18 protein-coding genes are annotated in these 18,851 nt (G+C 62.3%); 12 read left to right on the top strand and 6 right to left on the bottom strand.

The window, feature by feature from the left end; genetic code table 11:
* The first annotated feature begins 8 nt into the window (after window positions 1-8).
* Window positions 9-2,294, top strand: coding sequence for a phosphoribosylformylglycinamidine synthase subunit PurL (gene purL, locus ACTU46_RS10390; RefSeq protein ID WP_443381598.1), 2,286 nt, complete (start codon window positions 9-11; stop codon window positions 2,292-2,294).
* A 71-nt stretch (window positions 2,295-2,365) separates the two neighbouring features.
* Here the strand turns inward: purL and ACTU46_RS10385 are convergent, their stop codons facing one another.
* Entirely contained in the window at window positions 2,366-2,686 is a 321-nt protein-coding gene (locus ACTU46_RS10385) for a PLD nuclease N-terminal domain-containing protein (RefSeq protein WP_443381597.1), read from the bottom strand.
* 219 nt (window positions 2,687-2,905) lie between these two features.
* On the opposite strand from ACTU46_RS10385, the gene trhA reads away from it, so the two are divergent.
* Window positions 2,906-3,607 (top strand): PAQR family membrane homeostasis protein TrhA, encoded by a 702-nt coding sequence (trhA, locus tag ACTU46_RS10380; protein ID WP_443381596.1) that lies wholly within the window; start codon window positions 2,906-2,908, stop codon window positions 3,605-3,607.
* Window positions 3,608-3,709: 102 nt separating this feature from the next.
* Here trhA and ACTU46_RS10375 read toward each other — a convergent pair whose 3' ends face one another.
* Window positions 3,710-4,702, bottom strand: coding sequence for an acyl-CoA thioesterase (locus ACTU46_RS10375; RefSeq protein WP_443381595.1), 993 nt, complete (start codon window positions 4,700-4,702; stop codon window positions 3,710-3,712).
* A gap of 103 nt (window positions 4,703-4,805) precedes the next feature.
* On the opposite strand from ACTU46_RS10375, the gene ACTU46_RS10370 reads away from it, so the two are divergent.
* Genes ACTU46_RS10370 through purM form a run of 3 tightly spaced genes read left to right on the top strand, consistent with a single transcriptional unit; the run spans window position 4,806 to window position 7,823 of the window.
* Window positions 4,806-5,189, top strand: a complete 384-nt coding sequence (locus ACTU46_RS10370) for a sterol carrier family protein (RefSeq protein ID WP_443381594.1) — start codon at window positions 4,806-4,808, stop codon at window positions 5,187-5,189.
* An 18-nt stretch (window positions 5,190-5,207) separates the two neighbouring features.
* Window positions 5,208-6,734: an amidophosphoribosyltransferase gene (gene purF, locus ACTU46_RS10365; RefSeq protein ID WP_443381593.1), complete on the top strand. Its 1,527-nt coding sequence runs from the start codon at window positions 5,208-5,210 to the stop codon at window positions 6,732-6,734.
* A gap of 21 nt (window positions 6,735-6,755) precedes the next feature.
* Window positions 6,756-7,823 carry a phosphoribosylformylglycinamidine cyclo-ligase gene (gene purM / locus ACTU46_RS10360; RefSeq protein ID WP_443381592.1) on the top strand — a complete coding sequence of 356 codons (1,068 nt, stop codon included), beginning with the start codon at window positions 6,756-6,758 and terminating at the stop codon, window positions 7,821-7,823.
* Window positions 7,824-8,007: 184 nt separating this feature from the next.
* Here purM and ACTU46_RS10355 read toward each other — a convergent pair whose 3' ends face one another.
* Entirely contained in the window at window positions 8,008-8,253 is a 246-nt protein-coding gene (locus ACTU46_RS10355; RefSeq protein ID WP_443381591.1) for a DUF3073 domain-containing protein, read from the bottom strand.
* A 302-nt stretch (window positions 8,254-8,555) separates the two neighbouring features.
* Window positions 8,556-9,632 carry a CAF17-like 4Fe-4S cluster assembly/insertion protein YgfZ gene (gene ygfZ / locus ACTU46_RS10350; RefSeq protein WP_443381689.1) on the bottom strand — a complete coding sequence of 359 codons (1,077 nt, stop codon included), beginning with the start codon at window positions 9,630-9,632 and terminating at the stop codon, window positions 8,556-8,558.
* A gap of 82 nt (window positions 9,633-9,714) precedes the next feature.
* Between ygfZ and ACTU46_RS10345 the strand changes: the two genes are divergently transcribed.
* Entirely contained in the window at window positions 9,715-10,650 is a 936-nt protein-coding gene (locus tag ACTU46_RS10345) for an aminodeoxychorismate lyase (RefSeq protein ID WP_443381589.1), read from the top strand.
* A gap of 114 nt (window positions 10,651-10,764) precedes the next feature.
* Here the strand turns inward: ACTU46_RS10345 and ACTU46_RS10340 are convergent, their stop codons facing one another.
* Complete coding sequence (locus tag ACTU46_RS10340; RefSeq protein WP_443381587.1) at window positions 10,765-11,472, bottom strand: FABP family protein; 708 nt, start codon at window positions 11,470-11,472, stop codon at window positions 10,765-10,767.
* Between the two features lie 77 nt (window positions 11,473-11,549).
* On the opposite strand from ACTU46_RS10340, the gene ACTU46_RS10335 reads away from it, so the two are divergent.
* The gene (locus ACTU46_RS10335) at window positions 11,550-12,587 is read left to right on the top strand and encodes a diacylglycerol/lipid kinase family protein (protein ID WP_443381585.1); all 1,038 of its coding nucleotides are present in this window, start codon (window positions 11,550-11,552) and stop codon (window positions 12,585-12,587) included.
* Between the two features lie 54 nt (window positions 12,588-12,641).
* On the opposite strand, the gene ACTU46_RS10330 is transcribed toward ACTU46_RS10335, so the two are convergent.
* Entirely contained in the window at window positions 12,642-13,421 is a 780-nt protein-coding gene (locus ACTU46_RS10330) for an LmeA family phospholipid-binding protein (protein ID WP_443381583.1), read from the bottom strand.
* Window positions 13,422-13,485: 64 nt separating this feature from the next.
* Here ACTU46_RS10330 and mshD point away from each other — a divergent pair, with 64 nt between their 5' ends.
* From mshD to pstB, 5 genes are all read left to right on the top strand, one after another.
* Entirely contained in the window at window positions 13,486-14,394 is a 909-nt protein-coding gene (gene mshD, locus ACTU46_RS10325) for a mycothiol synthase (RefSeq protein WP_443381581.1), read from the top strand.
* A 243-nt stretch (window positions 14,395-14,637) separates the two neighbouring features.
* Window positions 14,638-15,738 carry a phosphate ABC transporter substrate-binding protein PstS gene (gene pstS / locus ACTU46_RS10320; RefSeq protein WP_443381579.1) on the top strand — a complete coding sequence of 367 codons (1,101 nt, stop codon included), beginning with the start codon at window positions 14,638-14,640 and terminating at the stop codon, window positions 15,736-15,738.
* Between the two features lie 150 nt (window positions 15,739-15,888).
* Window positions 15,889-16,947 carry a phosphate ABC transporter permease subunit PstC gene (pstC, locus tag ACTU46_RS10315; protein ID WP_443381577.1) on the top strand — a complete coding sequence of 353 codons (1,059 nt, stop codon included), beginning with the start codon at window positions 15,889-15,891 and terminating at the stop codon, window positions 16,945-16,947.
* Between the two features lie 17 nt (window positions 16,948-16,964).
* Complete coding sequence (gene pstA, locus ACTU46_RS10310) at window positions 16,965-17,891, top strand: phosphate ABC transporter permease PstA (RefSeq protein ID WP_443381575.1); 927 nt, start codon at window positions 16,965-16,967, stop codon at window positions 17,889-17,891.
* 58 nt (window positions 17,892-17,949) lie between these two features.
* Window positions 17,950-18,723, top strand: a complete 774-nt coding sequence (gene pstB / locus ACTU46_RS10305) for a phosphate ABC transporter ATP-binding protein PstB (RefSeq protein WP_443381573.1) — start codon at window positions 17,950-17,952, stop codon at window positions 18,721-18,723.
* Window positions 18,724-18,851 lie beyond the last annotated feature (128 nt).

Here is an 18,851-nt window from a genome sequence, read left to right as displayed (position 1 = left end):
GGGGAGAAATGACCGTTCATAATGACACCGTCGCCGCAGCACAAGCAGCGCCGGAGCAGGCCCAGCCCTATGTTGAACTCGGGCTGAAGGACGAAGAGTACGCACGTATCAAGGAGATTCTGGGCCGTCGCCCCACCGATGCGGAGCTGACCGTCTACTCCGTGATGTGGTCGGAGCACTGCTCCTACAAGTCCTCCAAGGTGCACCTGCGCTACTTCGGGGAGACCACCACCCCCGAGATGGCGGAGAAGATCCTGGCCGGCATCGGCGAGAACGCCGGCGTGGTCGACATCGGAGACGGCGACGCCGTCACCTTCCGGGTGGAGTCCCACAATCACCCCTCCTTTGTCGAGCCCTACCAGGGTGCGGCCACCGGCATCGGCGGCATCGTCCGCGACATCATGGCCATGGGCGCCCGCCCGATCGCCGTGATGGACCAGCTGCGCTTCGGCCCGGCCGACGCCCCGGACACCAGCCGGGTCCTGCCGGGCATCGTTCACGGCATCGGCGGCTACGGCAACTCCCTCGGCCTGCCCAACATCGGTGGCGAGACCGTCTTTGACGAGTCCTACGCCGGTAACCCCCTGGTCAACGCCCTGTGCGTGGGTACCTTGAAGGTGGAGGACCTGAAGCTGGCCTTCGCCTCCGGCACGGGCAACAAGGTGATGCTCTTCGGTTCCCGCACCGGCCTCGACGGCATCGGCGGTGTCTCCGTTCTCGGTTCCGCCTCCTTCGAGGAGGGCGAGGAGCGCAAGCTCCCGGCCGTCCAGGTCGGCGACCCCTTCGCCGAGAAGGTGCTCATCGAGTGCTGCCTCGAGCTCTACCAGGCCGGCGTGGTCGTCGGCATCCAGGACCTCGGTGGCGGTGGCCTGGCCTGTGCCACCTCCGAGCTCGCCGCCGCCGGTGACGGTGGCATGCGCGTCAACCTGGACAACGTTCCGCTGCGGGCGGAGAACATGACCGCCGCTGAGATCCTGGCCTCCGAGTCCCAGGAGCGCATGTGCGCTGTGGTGACCCCGGAGAACGTCGGGAAGTTCCAGGAGATCTGCGCCAAGTGGGAGGTGACCGTCGCCGAGATTGGTGAGGTCACCGACCAGAAGGACAGCTACCTCGTCTACCACAACGGGGAACTGGTGATCGACGCCCCGGCCTCCACCATCGATGAGGGGCCCGTCTACGAGCGCCCCTTCGCCCGTCCGGAGTGGCAGGACGCCCTGCAGGCACCGGCCGAGGTGGCCAAGCCCACCGAGCCGGCCGCTCTCAAGCAGGCGCTGCTGGACATGGTCTCTTCCCCGGCGCTGTGCTCCCGTGACTTCATCACCGAGCAGTTCGACCGCTACGTCCGCGGCAACACCGTCAAGGCGAAGTACTCCGACGCCGGTGTCCTGCGCATCAACGAGGACACCAACCGCGGTGTCGCCATCTCCGCGGACGCCTCCGGCCGTTACACCAAGCTGGACCCGCACACCGGTGTCCGCCTGGCCCTGGCCGAGGCCTACCGCAACGTCGCCGTCACCGGCGCCCGCCCGGTCGCCGTGACCAACTGCCTCAACTTCGGCTCCCCGGAGAACACCGATGTCATGTGGCAGTTCCGTGAGGCCGTGCACGGTCTGGCCGACGGTGCCAAGGAGATGGGGATCCCCGTTTCCGGCGGCAACGTCTCCTTCTACAACCAGACCGGCGATGAGCCGATCCTGCCGACCCCGGTCGTCGGCGTCCTCGGCGTCATCGAGGATGTCAACCAGGCCATCGGTCACGATCTGGGCAGCGTCGATGAGGCTGAGAAGCTGATCCTGCTGGGTACCACCCGCGATGAGTTCGGTGGCTCCATCTGGCAGCAGATCTCCGGTGGCGGTCTGCAGGGCCTGCCGCCGCAGATCGACCTGGCCGATGAGATGAAGCTGGCTGAATTCTTCATCGCCAACACCGACCTGACCGCCGCCCACGATCTCTCCGAGGGCGGCCTGGCACAGGCTGTCGTCGAGATGGCCATCCGCGCCGATCGTGGTGTGGAACTGGATCTCCCGCAGGTGAACGAGGACCAGTTCGTGGCCCTGTTCGCCGAGTCCGCCTCCCGCGTGCTGGTGGCTACCACCGCAGACAAGGTCGAGGCTGTGCTGGCCCGGGCCGCTGAGCTGGGTATCCCGGCCGCGGAGGTCGGTGTCACCACCGAGAACACCGACCTGAAGTTCGGCGAGGTGAGCATTCCGCTCGCCGAGCTGCGCGAGGCATGGCAGAACACCCTGCCCGAGCTCTTCGGTCATGCCGTGGGCGCGAACTCCGTCGTGGAGTAAGCGACACAGTCATAACGACAAGGGAGCCGGTGGAATTATCCACCGGCTCCCTTGTCGTAGTAAAAGGACGCTTATCGACGCCGCAGCTGGTCCAGCCCCGCCGGGGTCGGTGTTTCCGACCCCCAGTGTGGAGCACTGAGCTCCTTCTCCGTCCCGGTGAGGGAGAAGAGCCAGACGATCAGACCGAGGACGGGCATCGCGAGCACCACCAGGGACCAGGCCAAAGCAGGTGGCCATCTCCGGCGGCGCTTTTTCTCCAGGATCAGCACAATGAAAGCCAGAATCAGCTGGCTGAGCGGGATGAGCAGGATCAGGATCAAGACGATGTCAGCGGCAGCGGGAATCAGAATGTTGGTTCCGGTCTCCGGCGGCGGTACCTCGGCTAGAATCATGGTGCTCCTCAGACGGTGAGATAGTGGCTCTCACGCTAACATCAACTGCAGACACGGGTTTTGTGCTGCGCACATTCCCAGGGCGAGATGTCGAGGGGGAGTAGAATTTACCGGGTAATCAGTAATTCTTCCGAAGGCAGAAATCAGGAAATGGAATCCAAGCGAACATCCGCCCAAGGCGGGAGGCCGGAATTCGAGAACCGGGGTTCTGAAGCGGGCGTGGCTGAGCCTCTGGTGGAGCTGACCCACTGGGTCTATGACCGCGGACAGCGGCCCTCCACCCGTGGCTGGTTCCACTTCTTCGCGGCGATTCTCGGAGTGATCGCCGGCTCTGTGCTGGCCACCTATGCGTGGATGAGCATCGTCTGGTGGCAGGCCTTGGGCGTCACCCTCTACGCCGTGGGCGTGGTGGTGCTCTTCGGGGTGTCCGCGGCCTATCACCTCGGCCCCTGGCGTCGACGGAACACGGTGGCCTGGTGGCGCCGGGCAGACCATGCCACCATCGCGGTCTTCATTGCGGCCACCTATACCCCCTTTTGCCTGATCGCGCTGAAACCCCAGACCGCTGCCTGGATGCTGGCCATGGCGTGGGCGGGGGCACTGGGCAGTGTGATCTTGAATCTGGTGTGGATCGAACACCCCCGCTGGTTGGGAACCCTGGTGTACCTGGTCATCGGCTGGTTGATCGTTCCGCTGGTGCCACAGCTGTGGGATAACGCCGGGGCAGCGGTGTTGTGGCTGTTGCTGGCTGGCGGCATCGTCTACAGCCTCGGCGCGTTGGTCTATGCCTTCCGCTGGCCGGGACGGCATGCCCGGTGGATGGGCTATCACGAGATTTTCCATCTGGCGACGATCATCGCCGCCGTGGTGCACATGGTGGCGGTGTGGATGGTCGTGAACCAGGCCGCCGGAATAGTCTGAGCCTGACAGTCCCTCAGACCACACACGACAACGCCCGCTCATCGCACTCCCGAGATTGCTCGGGGCGTCGATAAGCGGGCGTTGTGTTGGGTGCGGGTCGTCCTAATCCACGTGACCCGGCGCAGCCGGGGAGATCAGCGGGCGCGGAGTGTACTCGGCCCGCAGTTCGCGGAGCAGGGTGGCGTGCTCGGCAAGCTGCAGATCCTCATCGGTATGCGGGACGAATTGACGGGCCGGCAGGGAGTTACCGTCGATGTCGATTCCGATATAGGAGACGGTGGCGTGGATCGCGGTCTGCAGATGCTCGCGGCCACCGCGCGGAGCGCCGGAACGGACATGGACGGACATCTGCATGGAGCGGGAATCAGTACGCATCATGCGGGCGTCCACCTCGATGAGATCACCGATGGCGATGGGGCGGTAGAAGCGGATGCCGCCGGCGTAGACCGCCACGGTGTGCTCGCCGGACCATTCCATGGTGCAGGCGGTACCGGCCTCGTCAATCCACTCCATGGCGGTGCCACCATGAACCTTGCCGCCCCAGTTGACGTCGGTGGGCTTCGCCAGGAATCGGGTGACCAAGCGGGGCGCATCGGAGGGCCCCGCATAGGTCTGCTTCTCCATCTCCGCCTCGATGGCCTTGCGCAGATCGATGCGGCTCTTGGCAGCCTCTTCCACACGGACGTGTTCCGCGGTCTCGGGGATGAAGGGTGGCACCGCCTGGGCCTTGCCGGTGGCCGTGTCCTTGGCCACGAAAATGACCAGGCAGTCGCAGGCACGGGTGAACACACCCTCACGCGGGTCAGCGGAGAACACTTCATTGACGATGTGCATCGAGGAGCGCCCCGTCATCACGATCCGTGAGCGGACCTCCACCATGTGGCCCGAGGGAATCGGACGAGTGAAATGGATATGACCGACATAAGCCGTGACGCAATAAGTAGCAGACCACTGGGTGGCGCAGGCGTAGGCGGCCTTATCGATCCATTCCAGGACGCGCCCGCCGCTGATGCCGTGGTTTCCGGTCATGAGGACATCGGTGGGGGCGGCCATGAAACGGAGGGTGATGCTCGGCGATTTCGTCATATTCGGCATTGAGGAGGGGACTTTCTTGGTGAGGTGTCTGGGTGATGGTTTTGTCCATCACCTTAGCGCGGGTGGGAAGGTGAGCCAGCGATAGTTGCCTACAGTGGAGGACATGAGAAAGAAGGTAGATCCCGCGCAGGCACGCGCTGCGGTGCTGGCTGTCCGGGAGTGGATCATCGACCCTGGCAACCACGAGAAGCCGGGGCGGACGGAACTTGCCGCGGCGGTGAGGCTCAGCGCCCGTACCCTCGAGGATCTGGCGCCGGGGCATGCCGTGGAGGTCCGAGTACCCCCGTTTGTGGCGGTGCAGTGCATTGAAGGCCCCCGTCATACGCGTGGCACGCCACCTAATGTGGTGGAGACCGACCCGCTGACCTGGCTGCGACTGGTGGTCGGAATTGAGCTTCTGGCGGAAGCCGAGGGAGTGGAATCTTCCGGCACTCGGGCGCGGGAAGTGGGGCAGTGGTTGCCGCTCATTAGTTTGCCGCGTTCCTAGCGACTAAGATCGGCAAGCGTGGTATCAATTGACCAAATCCAGGCCGCACAACTGAATCATACCGTTGATCTGGATGATCACGGTGAAACCGCTCCCCGTGAGGAATGCGGTGTATTCGGAGTTTGGGCGCCCGGTGAGGAAGTATCCAAGCTCACCTATTTCGGACTTTTCGCGCTGCAACACCGCGGCCAAGAAGCCGCAGGCATCGCAGTGGGAGACGGAGACAGTACCGTCGTGTTCAAGGACATGGGACTTGTCGCCCAGATCTTTGACGAATCCACACTCGCAGCCCTGCAAGGCGATGTGGCTATCGGGCATACGCGTTATTCCACCGCTGGCGGAACCCACTGGGAAAACGTCCAGCCAATGTTTCGCTCCGCCAAGGACGGCACCGATGTCGCCCTCGGTCATAATGGCAACCTGGTGAATTACCAGGAACTGCTGGATCTGGCTGTGGAGAAAAAACTGATCAATGACCTAGAACAAGTTTCAGACACTGCAGTGATGACCTCGCTACTGGCTGATGGAATCGGTGAGGGCACAAGTGTGCTGGATTCCGCTCGGGCGCTGCTGCCCAAGATTAAGGGCGCTTTTTGCCTGACCTTCACTGATGGTCACACCCTCTACGCCGCCCGTGATCCGGAGGGCGTCCGCCCGCTGGCACTGGGTCGGCTGGACCGGGGCTGGGTGGTCGCCTCGGAGACCTGTGCGCTCGATATCGTCGGTGCCTCCTTCGTTCGGGAAATCGAACCTGGGGAGCTCGTCGCCATCGACGAGACCGGTGTCCACAGCGAGCGTTTCGCACAGACCAATCACAAGGGCTGTGTCTTCGAGTACGTCTACCTTGCTCGACCGGACTCCAATATCCGGGGCCGCAATGTCAACGCCACCCGGCTGGAGATCGGCCGTCGCCTGGCCCGGGAGTTCCCGGCCGATGGTGATCTGGTCATCCCGGTGCCGGAATCCGGCAACCCCGCAGCTGTCGGCTATGCCCAGGAGTCCGGCATTCCCTTTGCCCAGGGCTTGGTCAAGAACGGCTACGTCGGACGTACCTTCATCCAGCCTTCGCAGACTCTGCGCCAGTTGGGTATCCGGCTCAAGCTCAACCCGCTGCGCGAGGTCATCGCCGGCAAGCGCCTGATCGTGGTTGATGATTCCATCGTCCGTGGCAACACCCAGCGCGCCCTGGTGCGCATGCTGCGGGAAGCTGGTGCCGCGGAGGTCCATGTTCGGATCGCCTCCCCGCCGGTGAAGTGGCCGTGTTTCTACGGCATCGACTTCGCCAGCCCGGGTGAGCTGATCGCCAACTCCGGCGATACCCAGGACGAAGAAGCGATAGTGAACTCGGTCTGCAGCGCCATCGGTGCAGACAGCCTGGGATTCGTCTCGATCGAGGAAATGATCGACGCCACCGAGCAGGCACCGGAAGAGCTGTGCTCCGCCTGCTTCGACGGCCACTACCCGCTGGGTCTGCCCACGGGCAACCCTAATGCGGAACTGGTCGCCAAGATCCAGGCCGCGGCAACCGCCCCCGAGAATAACTAGACGAGCAGGAGAACACACCACATGAGCGAGCACGAAGAATCTGCCTCTTACGCAGCCGCTGGCGTCGATATCGAGGCTGGTGACCGCGCCATCGAGCTGTTTGCCCCGCTCGCCAAGAAGGCCACCCGCCCGGAGGTTCGCGGCGGCCTCGGCGGTTTCGCCGGCCTGTTTGCCCTGGGGAAGTACAAGGAGCCGCTGCTGGCAGCCGGTTCCGATGGCGTGGGCACCAAGCTGGTCATTGCCCAGCAGATGAACAAGCACGACACCATCGGTATTGATCTGGTCGCCATGTGCGTGGATGACCTGGTGGTCTGCGGCGCGGAGCCGCTCTTCCTCCAGGACTACATCGCTGTGGGCAAGGTTGTTCCGGAGCATGTCGCCCAGATCGTTGCCGGCATCGCTGAGGGCTGCATCCAGGCCGGTGCCGCCCTGCTCGGTGGCGAGACCGCCGAGCACCCCGGAGTGATGGCCCCCGGTGACTATGATGTCTCCGCCACCGCAATTGGTGTCGTCGAGGCCGATGAGCTGCTCGGCCCGGACCGTGTCCGCTCCGGTGACGTGGTCATCGCGATGGCGTCCTCCGGTCTGCACTCCAACGGTTACTCCCTGGCCCGCCACGTCCTCCTGGAGAAGGCCCGCCTGCCGCTCGACGGCTACATGGAAGAGCTTGGCCGCACCCTCGGGGAAGAGATGCTTGAGCCGACCCGTATCTATGCGAAGGACTGCCTGGCACTGGCCGCCGAGTGCGAGGTCCACACCTTCTGCCATGTCACCGGTGGTGGCCTGGCAGGCAACATGGAACGGGTAATTCCGGAGGGCCTCGTGGCTGAGATGTCTCGCAGCACCTGGACCCCGCCGCAGATCTTCCGCACCATCCAGTCCCTGGGCAAGGTCGCCCAGGAAGAGATGGAGAAGACCTTCAACATGGGTGTCGGTATGGTTGCCGTGGTTTCGGCACAGGATCGTGACCGTGCCTTGGCTATGCTGACCGCCCGCCACATCGACTGCTGGGAGCTGGGCACCGTCCGGAACGCCCAGGAGGGCGAGACCTCAAGGGTCATCCTCGACGGCAGCCACCGCGACTACTAAATGAAGGTGTGAGGTGGCGGCGACCACGCCCTCACCTCACCCACCAGTGGTAGTTTGCGGGATGGGGCTCCCCGAGGCAGGGAAGCCCCTATTCCTGGAATGACGAACGCCCGCCGATCTCTCACCGTAGTGAGTGAATCAGCGGGCGTTCGTCATAATGCAACCCGGGTAACCGAGAAGAGAATCAGCGACTTCCCGAAGGAGCGTCGTTTACGTCGTCTTCATCCTCTTGATCCGCGTAATCCGCGTACCGATCGGCGTAGTCGTCGTACTCATCTTCAAAATCATCTGCGGGGACCTCCACATAGGAACGTTGAGGAGTTTGTTTGGCCAGCTCGCGCTGAAGCGAGTCTAGATCCATCTCGTGAGTGCTGTACTTCAACTGACGAGCAACCTTGGTCTGTTTTGCCTTCGAACGACCTCGACCCATGGCCTGACCCCCTTGGAGTAAACGGAGCTATCCAGGGAATTCGGATGCCCCATCGGCTTTTCATGTTTATGTATTCCTGTAAACAGGATAGCCGTAATAGGTGCAAATGTCCGCACCGTGCTTCTGACCTCGGGGTTTTTAGAGCTTTTGAGTGCTGAGCAACCAATAGGATGAGGGGCCATTCAGCGTTCGGGCGATAGGTTTACACAGCTCATGGTGGGGTTAAGCAAAAATCAGGCAGAACGGAAGGTCGATCCCTACCCTCACCCCATCTTAGGGGTGAGGGTAGGGGAGACTAAGGGTTAGCGTCCGCGGAGCTTGTTGATCGCCGCGCGACCGGCTTTCTCCCCTTCTTCGGTCGGCAGCGAGTCCGGATCCACCGAAGCCGCCACGGCTCCAATGTTCAGGGTGCCCGCATCCAGGGCGCTGCGCTTGATCAGCGCCAAGGCAATGGGGCCGTAATCGCAGTCATGGACCACGGTTCCCAGCCGGCCGACCTTCCGCCCCTCGAACTCAATGGACTCACCCGGGGTGGGGTCCACGGGCACGGAGCCATCGAGCTGCAGCATTACCAGCAGCCGGGGTGAGCGACCGAGATTCTCCACCCGGGCAATCGTCTCTTGGCCGCGGTAGCAGCCCTTCTCCAGGTGCACCGCACCGGCGTGGTCCTGTCGGCCGATCCAATTCGGCACCTCATGGGGGATGGACTTGTCATCCAGGTCCACCGCAAGTTCCGGCTCCCCGGCGCGCACCCGCTCCGCGGTGAAGGCCATCAGCCCGGCCAGCTTGGCGCCCTCGGCAAGGAGCTTATCGACGGCCGCGTCAAGCTCTGCCCGCGGGACCGCGAGATCGATGCGTCGGATTCCCCGCCAGTCCACCTCGCGCTGGAAGACCGGATTCAGGGACTCCGGAACCGGCAGGTCCCCACCGAGCAGCGTGAGCAGAGCGAGCTCCGGTTCATTGACCTCGACCTCGGACCAGAAGATCATCTTCCGCAGGAAATCGACCAGCGTTGCCGCCTGGGCGGCGGGCAGATCGAGGAAGAATTTTCCCTGCGAAAGAGTGATATCCATCTGATGGAGGATGCGACCCTGGATGTCCAGGTCGAGCGCCGAGGCGCTGAAGCCCTCGGGGGCGTCATCAAGTTTCTGGCTGAGTAGATTGTTGAGGAAAGTTGGGGCGTCCGGGCCCGTGACCTCGATGATTCGGCGGTGGGAGCGGTCCACGATGCCGGTGCTCCGACTCAGCTCCAATTGCTCCTTCAGCGGAGCTCCGTAGTGCCAGGGAACCCCTTCGGCATCGACCGCAGGTTCTTGGCCGGGAGCAGCTCCCGGCCGGGACAAGAGCGGAGAGGTGTATTCATTAAGGGATGACCCCACAGTTGGTGTTGCTTCGGACTGCGTAGGTGTATCAGTAGCCACAACCCAATGGTAGCGCGAGTTTTAGGGGATAATCCATGTCATGCCTCTTTCTCCCACTACGCCCATCATTCTGGTCGTGGAACCTTTTGGTGGTTCCACGCGCCGCCATAACCCTTCGCTACCCCTGGTGTACTGGGACGATGCGGCCGTTACCCGGGGCGATGGGGTGTTTGAATCCCTGCTATTGCGCGATAACCGGGCGGCGAACCTGGACCGGCACCTGCGGCGGTTCCGGGCCTCAGCGAAGTTGATGGGGCTGCCGGAACCCGATGTCGACCACTGGCGCCGCGCCACCGCCGAGGCGGTCGAGGCCTGGTACGAGAAGAATGAAAGTGACGCTAAATGCGTGTGGACGCTGACTCGCGGCCGGGAGAGCACCGGAATTCCCTCCGCCTGGATCACAGTGCGTGAGGTCGGGCAGTCCCAGTTGCGGCAGCGTAGCAAGGGGGTCTCGGTGATGACCGCAGCCCGTGGCTACTCCATCAATGAAGACCTGCCAGGAGTCTCGGCGGTGACCAGTGCGGAGCCGGCCGAAAAGAAACTGAAGGATCCCGCACCCTGGCTCACCGTCGGAGCCAAGACCCTCAACTACGCCGCCAATATGGCTGCCCTGCGATATGCCCGGGCGCATGATTTTGATGATGTGATTTACGTCGATGATGATCGGGTGCTGGAAGGTGCAACCTCGACCGTGGTGATTGTGAAGCGGGGGCATCGGCTGCGCACCCCAGTGCCCGGCGGCGATATTCTGCCGGGAACCACCCAGGCGGCGCTCTTCGAATACGCGGAAAATCACGGTTGGAAGTGCAAAGAGAAGGACCTCTGGGTCGATGATCTCTTCAGCGCCGAATCCGTGTGGTTGGTCAGCTCCGTGCGGGTCGCTGCCCGGGTCACCCGGATCGATGGCGTGAAATTACCGGCCCCGGATAATGAAGCCGAGGTGAGGGAGTTGATCACCCGGGCGTTGGCGGCCTAAAGGTTGGGCCAGTTATCAAGAGAGCGAAAGGGCGCGGGCCGTAGTGAGGGAAACCCCGGCTACGGCCCGCGCCCTTTCAATGGGGCTTTGATATGCGGTGGTTAGTGGACCTGATCAGCCAGCGATGCGCTTGAGCTGGGCGGACATCCTCGGACGGAGCTCACCATCGACCAGGCGCTCATCCACCCAACCGAGATCGTTGCTCGGCAGCAGGCCGAAGAGACGCTTGCCCGGGCCCAGTGCTGCGGGTCCGGTGGCAGTGACCATGGTGGAAGCTGCCTCCAACTCCCAGGCTCGCTCATTGACCGGCTGACCGTAGTAAATCTCGACCACGCCGGTGGAGTGGGTGCTGATGAACTCGATATCATCCTTGAGATTGATCCGCCAGAAGCCGGACTCACGCTGATCCGGGCCGATCGGCTGCCCCTCATCATCGAGCTTCCAGATACGAGACTCGAAGGAGAGGTAGTTCTCGCCGTCATGGGCGAAGATGATCTGCTGGCCGAAGGTGTACTGGCCATCGACCGCGGTATCCGCCTGGCCTTCGCCACGCCACACGCCCACCAGGGGCAGTAGTGCCAGTAGGCCGTCGTGCAGATTGGGGCCGTGGCGTAAGTTGGCGGTGTCATCGGGGATGGGTAGTTCTTCGCTCAGCGGGATATTGCGGTGGGCGGTGTTTTTAGACTGCTCCGCAGCCCGGTTCACAGCATCATTGCCGTTGATCGGGGCAGCACCTGCCGCGTTCGGCTGGCCGGCTGCGGCAGCGTCACCGGGGGTGTCCACGGGGTTGTCATCGGAGGCCGTCGTGTTCTCTTCGCTCATGCGGTCCAGCCTAGCGCCGGGGGCCTCCCCGGGTACAGCTGGGTACCGGGCTCAAATGCAGACTATCCTCGGAAGTTGTGAAGGTGTTGATGATCTCAAACCCAAATTCCACCAGCCAGAATGATGAACTCTTCCGGCAGTTGGTGCCCCTGCTGCGGGAGGTCCCAGACCTGAGCTTGCACAGCAAGTACACCCACTACGCAGGCCATGCTGAGGAAATGTGCGCTGGCTTGCGCCGCCGTGACTTTGATGTGGTGCTGGCGGTTGGTGGTGATGGCACCGTCAATGAGGTGATCAATGGTCTGTTGGGTCCCGTAGACGGTGACTATCCGGACCCCACGACTATCCCCGCGGTAGCGGTGATCCCCACCGGTTCCGCGAATGTCTTCGCCCGGGCGTTGGGATTCCCGGCAGATCCGGTGGAAGCCACCGCGCTGCTGACCGATCTCATCCGGGGAGATTATCGACGCCCAATCTGCCTCGGTACCTGGGGTACCCGCTGGTTCGCGGTCAACGCAGGTTTCGGCATCGATGCCGAGGTCATCGCCAAGGTTGACCGCGCCCGTAAGAAAGGCTTTGCCGCCAGTCCGCTGCGTTACCTCCGGGTGGCGGCCACCGCCTGGGCCAAAGCTCAGCGCACCCCGCCGCGGATCGACGTGGCAGCTATTGATTCTGATGGCCAGCGTCTGGAGCTGAAGAATGTGCCGATGATGTTGGCCTCCAACACCAACCCCTGGACCTTCCTGGGGCCGCTGCCGGTGGTGACAAACCCGCGTAACTCCTTTGATCAGGGGCTGGGGCTTTTCGGACTCACCGACCTCAGCGGCATCAAGGGCGTGGCCAGCATGGCGCACCTCATCGGTGTCGGCCACAACCGCTGGTTCAAGTCTTGGATCAAAGAGCGAACCGTCAAATTTGATGATGCGGTGGAGGTGGACCTGATCTGCCACGAGCCGCAGCGTTTCCAGTCCGATGGCGAATTTGAGGGCGAGTTCAGTTCGGTGCACCTGGCCTCGGTGGACGAAGCCATCGAGGTCTTCGCTCCGATGGAGCTCAGTACTCCGGTGCACAATTCTCCGGCGAAGGCATTCTGGGAGCTGGTTCGGTTCCGCTAATTATCTAGTACAGCCGTACTAGAGCAAGGGTGGTACTGGAACTATGGCCGCGATCTAGAGTGTCCCGAGACCGGATTCAGGTTCGGAGGGGGAACTCTCGATGGGGGAGAGGTCCTTGAGTTCCAGTGGGACATTTTGCTTCTGTGCCCGGAAGTAGATGGAGCCACCCTGGACGTAGACGGCCTGGGCCTGATCCGCCAACGGGAGTTGATGGGTGTCCAGATCCCAGCTGAACGCTGCCTGGGCGTCTTCCTCCCTGCCCGCTGGGACATCGATGAGCTGCCGGGGACTCATGTGGAACATCTGACCGTCCAAACGGAGGGAGACCAGCACACTCACCGCCTCATCGAAGCCTGCTGGGGTGCCGGTCAACTGGGCCTCGGAACGGCGGCCACCGCTGGGGGAGATGTCATAGGGGTTGGCGATATCAAGGTCGGTCATACCGAGCAGGTGCCCCAGCGCGACCCCGTCGAGGCTGACGGTCCGGGTGATCATCTCGGCGGGAGCGCCGACGACATCGCCGCTGAAGACCTGCTCCGGGGTGATCTGTAGATCGGTTGCCTCGGAGCGGGCGTTGACCATGCCGAGCCCGGGGACATCGACGTCCAGGGCATCTGCTGAAATCAGCGGTAGATCACCGGTGATCAGGGCCTGTAGGTAGGGAACGCCGCCGATGAAAATGCCTGGATTGGTCTCAAGGTTGGCATGTTCCGCCACCCGCTCTGAGATCCGGTGCTCTACTCGGGCAGCGATCAAACTGTCCGCCAGCCAGAGCAGGCCTGCCAAAATGACGAGGACGGCGACGGGGACAGCTACTTTCCGGGGAACACGCACCCCTCTATATCTACCGGATGGCGATCAACCTCATGGAATCCACGCACCGACTAACCTCGGGGGCATGAACATTGAGATGCGTGAACTGGCTGAGAATCCCGCACTGGCGGAGCAGCTGAAAGCAGTCGCCGAGGCCGCAGCCCGGGTGGATGGCGTGGCGCCACTCTCCGAACAGTTCCTCCTCGGACTAGCGGATCCCCGGCTCGGGCATCGCCACCTGCTCGCGCTTATCGACGACCAGGTGGTCGGGTTGGCGGGCCTCGACGGGGCTGTTGCCGAACTGGTGGTTTCGCCGGAGCATCGGCGTCAGGGAATCGGCTCCAAACTCTACAACGAGCTGCAGCGACAGGTGCCCGGGGTCCAGGTCTGGGCGCATGGAGACCTCCCGGGGGCTCAAGCACTGGCAGTCAAGGCCGAGCTGGCTGTGATCCGGGAATTGTTGGTGATGGGGATCGGGGAGCCCGAACTGACTGCGGCTGCAGAATACATGACACCGGAGGGCTTTTCGGTGGCGGATCTGGCGCAGTCCCGGGTGCGTCTCGGAACGGATGTGGTTGATCGAAGCTGGCTCGATGCCAATAACGATGCCTTTTCCTGGCATCCCGAGCAGGGTGGTTGGGATCTGGAGCGATTGGCACGTGCTCAGGAAGTTGACTGGTTCCGTGAGACTGATGTGCTCTTCCTGTGGGATGAGCAGGGAGATGAACCGATGTTGGCGGGGTTCCACTGGACCAAGTGGCACACCGAGGTCGATCCGGCCTTTGGTGAGGTCTATGTGGTCGGTCTGGCGAAGAACTACCGAGGCAGAGGGCTGGGAGGCACGATCCTGAGTCTTGGACTGGCACATCTGCGCCGCAGAGGGGCCGGTCGGGTGATTCTCTATGTCGAGGCCGATAATCACGCTGCGGTCAAGGTGTACCAAAACTCAGGTTTCGACATTGTTGAACGGCACAGCGTTTACTCCCCGAAGTGACTAGTGTCTCGGAAAAAGCGCGGTCAGGCCGCAAGTTTCATAAATAGTTCAGTGATATTAACTTTCTGTTCACCTTAAGGGGTGATGAGCGTTCACGTGAGACCTTTAACTTGGATTGATGTGAGCAACGGTCACGATGCATCGGAGAGCTTTGATAGAGCTTCCCGGTGGCGTGATTCTCGGCCCCACCGGGTTGTGTAGTTGCTCGGGCTTCCCTGAAAATCCTTACCGGAAAGGTTCCCCGTGATCCGTAACTTTAAGCGCACCGCTTCTCTCCTCGGTGTCGTCGCAGCTGGTTCTCTCGCACTTGTCGCTTGCTCTGAGAGCGAGACCGGCTCCGAGGGCACCGACGCAGCTGCCATCGAGGGCCTGTCCGGCACTACCGGCCAGCTGGTCTCTGAAGGTGCTTCTTCCCAGCAGAACGCCATGGACTACTTCAACATCAAGTACCAGGAAGCCGTCTCCGGCGCATCCTTGGCCTACAACGCCTCCGGCTCCGGCTCCGGCCGCACCAACTTTGTCGCCGGCCAGGTCGCCTTCGCAGGTTCCGACTCCCCGCTGTCTGACGATCAGGTCGAGCCGGCCGCTGAGCGTTGCGAGGGCAACGAAGCATGGCACCTGCCGCTGGTTATCGGCCCGGTGGCCGTCGCCTACAACCTTGAGGGTGTAGATACCCTGAACCTCTCCACCGAGACGATCGCCCAGATCTTCCTGGGTGAGATCACCAACTGGAACGATGAGGCAATCGCCGCTGAGAACGAGGGCGTCGAGCTCCCGGACCAGGATATCTCCGTCATCTACCGTTCTGATGAGTCCGGTACCTCCGATAACTTCCAGAAGTTCCTGGGCGCCAACTCTGAGGCTTGGACCACCGATGGCCAGCAGTTCCCGTCTGCTGTCGGCGCCGGCGCTAACGGCTCCAACGGTGTCGCCACCGAAACCTCCAACGTTGCCGGTGCCATCACCTACGTTGAGGCTGGTTTCGCTGACCAGTCCGGCCTGGGCGTCGCCAACATCGACTTCGGTAATGGCCCGGTTGAGCTGAACCCGGAGTCCGTCGGCGTTGCACTGGACAACCTGGAGTTCCTGGGTGAGGGCCACAACATGGTCGTCGACTCTGATGCCATGTACGCCATCGACGCTGCCGGCGCTTACCCGCTGGTTCTGACCACCTATGAGATCGTCTGCTCCGCAGGCTACGATGCTGAGACCTCCGCAATGGTCAAGGACTTCCTGACCGTCGCCCTGGAGTCTCAGGATGATGACCTGGCTGGCCTCGGCTACATCCCGGTCACCGGTGCTCACCACGAGCGTCTGGTCGCTGCTGTTGAGGCTATCCAGTAACATCCTGTTGCTAGAAGTCAGGCACTGACCTCGGGAAACCGAGGTTTAGAGCCTAGCCCCCGTTCGCTCTACGCTTTCGGGGGCTTGCCCGTGCGATAAGCTCGGGCCCGACAAACGTCATCTTCATATATGCGTTAAGGAATCTGCCTCATGGCTACCAACAAACCGACTACGGATGGGCGTGAAGAACTCGACGCCTCCAAGGTTGAAGCCCACCCAGTGGCAACTGCGACTCCGCGACCCAAACAGGCCGCCGTCGTGAAGTCCACGGGTGGAGTTCGGCGCCCCGGCGACCGAGTTTTCGAGTTCCTGTCCACTGCCGCCGCAACCCTGATCACGGTCTTCATTGCGGCCATCGGTCTGTTCTTGATCATCCGTGCGGTTCCCGCACTGATGAATAACACTGGTGGTCTATGGGGGTTCTTTACCTACACCGGTGCCTGGGACACCGCCGACACCTCGGCGATGTCTTTCGGTATCCCGAACTTCTTCGGCGTCACCGTCCTGATCTCGGTGTTCGCCCTCATCATCGCGATGCCTATCGCCCTGGGGATCGCGGTCTTCCTCTCGAACTACGCCCCGGCGAAGGCCGTCAAGCCTCTTGGCTACCTGGTGGATATGCTCGCTGCAGTGCCGTCGATCGTTTACGGTCTCTGGGGCTGGCAGGTCCTCGGCCCCGCGCTCTCCGGGCTCTACAACTGGCTTAACGGCTGGGCCGGCGGCTTCTTCCTCTTCGCCACCTACAGCAACTCGCCCTCCTTCGACACCGGCCGTAACGTCTTCACCGGTGGCGTGGTGCTTGCCGTGATGATCCTTCCTGTCATCGCCGCCACTGCCCGAGAGGTATTCGTCCAGACCCCGCGCGGCCAGGTTGAGGCTGCGTTGGCACTGGGTGCCACCCGCTGGGAAGTTGTGCGGATGACCGTGCTGCCCTTCGGACTATCTGGTTATATCTCCGGCTCCATGCTCGGCCTCGGCCGCGCGCTCGGCGAGACGATGGCCCTCTACATGGTGATCTCTCCCAGCTCGGCCTTCCGTGCCTCCCTCTTCGATGGTGGTACCACCTTCGCAACGGCCATCGCGAATGCCGCTCCTGAATTCAACGACAACCTTCGCGCTGGCGCCTACATTGCCGCCGGTCTGGTGCTGTTCCTGCTGACCTTCCTGGTTAACGGTGCTGCCCGCGCGATCGTGGCCAAGAACAGCTAGAAGGCGGACATCAAATTATGAGTAACAACATCAACACCGTCGCCCCGGACTCCAGAGCCCTGGGTAAAGAATCAGCTTTCTCCCACATCTCGAGCCGCCGTAAGTCCACCAACACCTTTGCAACCGTCCTGGTCTACCTGGCCATGGCTGTCGCCATGGTCCCGTTGATCTGGGTTCTGGCAGAGGTCTTCATCCGCGGTATCTCACCGATTCTCTCCCTTGAATGGTGGACCACTTCGCAGCGAGGTGTGCTCTACCACATGACAGGTGGTGGCGCTTACCACGCCATCATTGGTACCGTCATGCAGACTCTGATCACCTCGATCGTCTCCATCCCGCTCGGTATCTTCACCGCGATCTACCTGGTGGAATACTCCAACGGTAACCGTCTGGGCCGCATCACCACTTTCATGGTGGATATTCTTTCCGGTGTTCCCTCCATTGTTGCGGCGCTGTTCGTCTACGCACTGTGGATCACCATGTTCGGCTTTGACCGTTCCGGTCTGGCGGTGTCCTTCTCACTGATCATCCTGATGGTCCCGGTGATCATCAAGAACACCGAGGAAATGCTTCGTGTGGTCCCGGCGGACCTTCGTGAGGCCTCCTACGCGCTGGGAGTCCCGAAGTGGAAGACCATCTACAAGATCGTCCTCCCGACTGCGCTCTCCGGCATCGTCACCGGCGTCATGCTCGCCATCGCCCGAGTCATGGGCGAGTCCGCCCCGGTTCTGCTGCTGGTGGGCTCCACCCAGGCACTGAACTGGAATGTGATCACCGGCCCGCAGTCTTCGCTGCCGCTGATGATGCTCGACATGTACAAGGCCGGCACCTCTGATGCCGTCCTCGACAAGCTGTGGGGCGCTGCTCTCACCCTGGTGCTCATCATCGCGCTCCTCAACATCGGCGCGCGAATCATCTCGGCGAAATTCTCGGTCAAGCAGTAGCCTGCCGCTCAGCCCCTCGGTCAACCAGAACTTATTAGATCCACCAGGAGTGAACCTGATGTCCAAGCTCGAACTCAATGACGTTGATATCTTCTACGGCGATTTCCACGCCGTGAAGAACGTCAACCTGCAGATCCCCGCACAGTCCGTCACCGCCTTCATCGGCCCCTCCGGCTGCGGCAAGTCCACCGTGCTCCGTACCCTCAACCGCATGCACGAGGTCATCCCCGGTGCCTACGTCAAGGGAGAGATCCTGCTCGACGGCGAAGACATCTACGACCGTAACGTCGACCCGGTCTCCGTGCGCAACACCATCGGCATGGTCTTCCAGAAGGCCAACCCCTTCCCGACCATGTCCATCGAGGACAACGTCGTCGCCGGTCTGAAGCTGTCCGGTGAGAAGAACAAGAAGAAGCTCAAGGAAGTAGCCGAGCGCTCCCTGCGCGGCGCCAACCTCTGGGAAGAAGTCAAGGATCGCCTGGACAAGCCGGGCGGCGGCCTCTCCGGCGGCCAGCAGCAGCGCCTGTGCATCGCCCGCGCTATCGCGGTCGAGCCGGAGGTCCTGCTCATGGATGAGCCCTGCTCCGCTCTGGACCCGATCTCCACCCTGGCCGTGGAGGATCTGATCCACGAGCTCAAGGAAGATTTCACCATCGTGATCGTGACTCACAATATGCAGCAGGCAGCCCGCGTCTCTGAGCAGACCGCCTTCTACTCCTTGGAGGCCACCGGTATGCCGGGACACCTCGTCGAGTTCGGTTCGACCAAGAAGATCTTTGAGAACCCGGACAAGAAGGAGACCGAGGACTACATCTCCGGTCGTTTCGGATAAGTCCCTCTCAGAAGTTTCTCCCCAGGAGAAGCAGTGGCCGTGGGGGGGGGGGGGGGGGGGTGGGGGGGGGAGGGGGTGCGGTGGTCGGCGGGGGTGTGGCGTGTCTCTGTTCTAGCCGGAGGGGCGCG

It is taken from the genome of Corynebacterium sp. A21 (assembly GCF_052266655.1).
GTDB lineage: Bacteria > Actinomycetota > Actinomycetes > Mycobacteriales > Mycobacteriaceae > Corynebacterium.
This window is presented reverse-complemented; position numbering and strand designations above follow the sequence as displayed.

Excerpts from the sequence above, each read along its gene's own strand:
- pstB (WP_443381573.1), top strand. The coding sequence starts at position 17,950 with ATGTCCAAGCTCGAACTCAATGACGTTGATATCTTCTACGGCGATTTC.
- ACTU46_RS10340 (WP_443381587.1), bottom strand. The coding sequence starts at position 11,472 with ATGAGCGAAGAGAACACGACGGCCTCCGATGACAACCCCGTGGACACC.
- purM (WP_443381592.1), top strand. The coding sequence starts at position 6,756 with ATGAGCGAGCACGAAGAATCTGCCTCTTACGCAGCCGCTGGCGTCGAT.
- pstC (WP_443381577.1), top strand. The coding sequence starts at position 15,889 with ATGGCTACCAACAAACCGACTACGGATGGGCGTGAAGAACTCGACGCC.
- purL (WP_443381598.1), top strand. The coding sequence starts at position 9 with ATGACCGTTCATAATGACACCGTCGCCGCAGCACAAGCAGCGCCGGAG.
- mshD (WP_443381581.1), top strand. The coding sequence starts at position 13,486 with ATGAACATTGAGATGCGTGAACTGGCTGAGAATCCCGCACTGGCGGAG.
- ACTU46_RS10345 (WP_443381589.1), top strand. The coding sequence starts at position 9,715 with ATGCCTCTTTCTCCCACTACGCCCATCATTCTGGTCGTGGAACCTTTT.
- ACTU46_RS10385 (WP_443381597.1), bottom strand. The coding sequence starts at position 2,686 with ATGATTCTAGCCGAGGTACCGCCGCCGGAGACCGGAACCAACATTCTG.
- ACTU46_RS10355 (WP_443381591.1), bottom strand. The coding sequence starts at position 8,253 with ATGGGTCGAGGTCGTTCGAAGGCAAAACAGACCAAGGTTGCTCGTCAG.
- ACTU46_RS10370 (WP_443381594.1), top strand. The coding sequence starts at position 4,806 with ATGAGAAAGAAGGTAGATCCCGCGCAGGCACGCGCTGCGGTGCTGGCT.
- ACTU46_RS10375 (WP_443381595.1), bottom strand. The coding sequence starts at position 4,702 with ATGCCGAATATGACGAAATCGCCGAGCATCACCCTCCGTTTCATGGCC.
- pstA (WP_443381575.1), top strand. The coding sequence starts at position 16,965 with ATGAGTAACAACATCAACACCGTCGCCCCGGACTCCAGAGCCCTGGGT.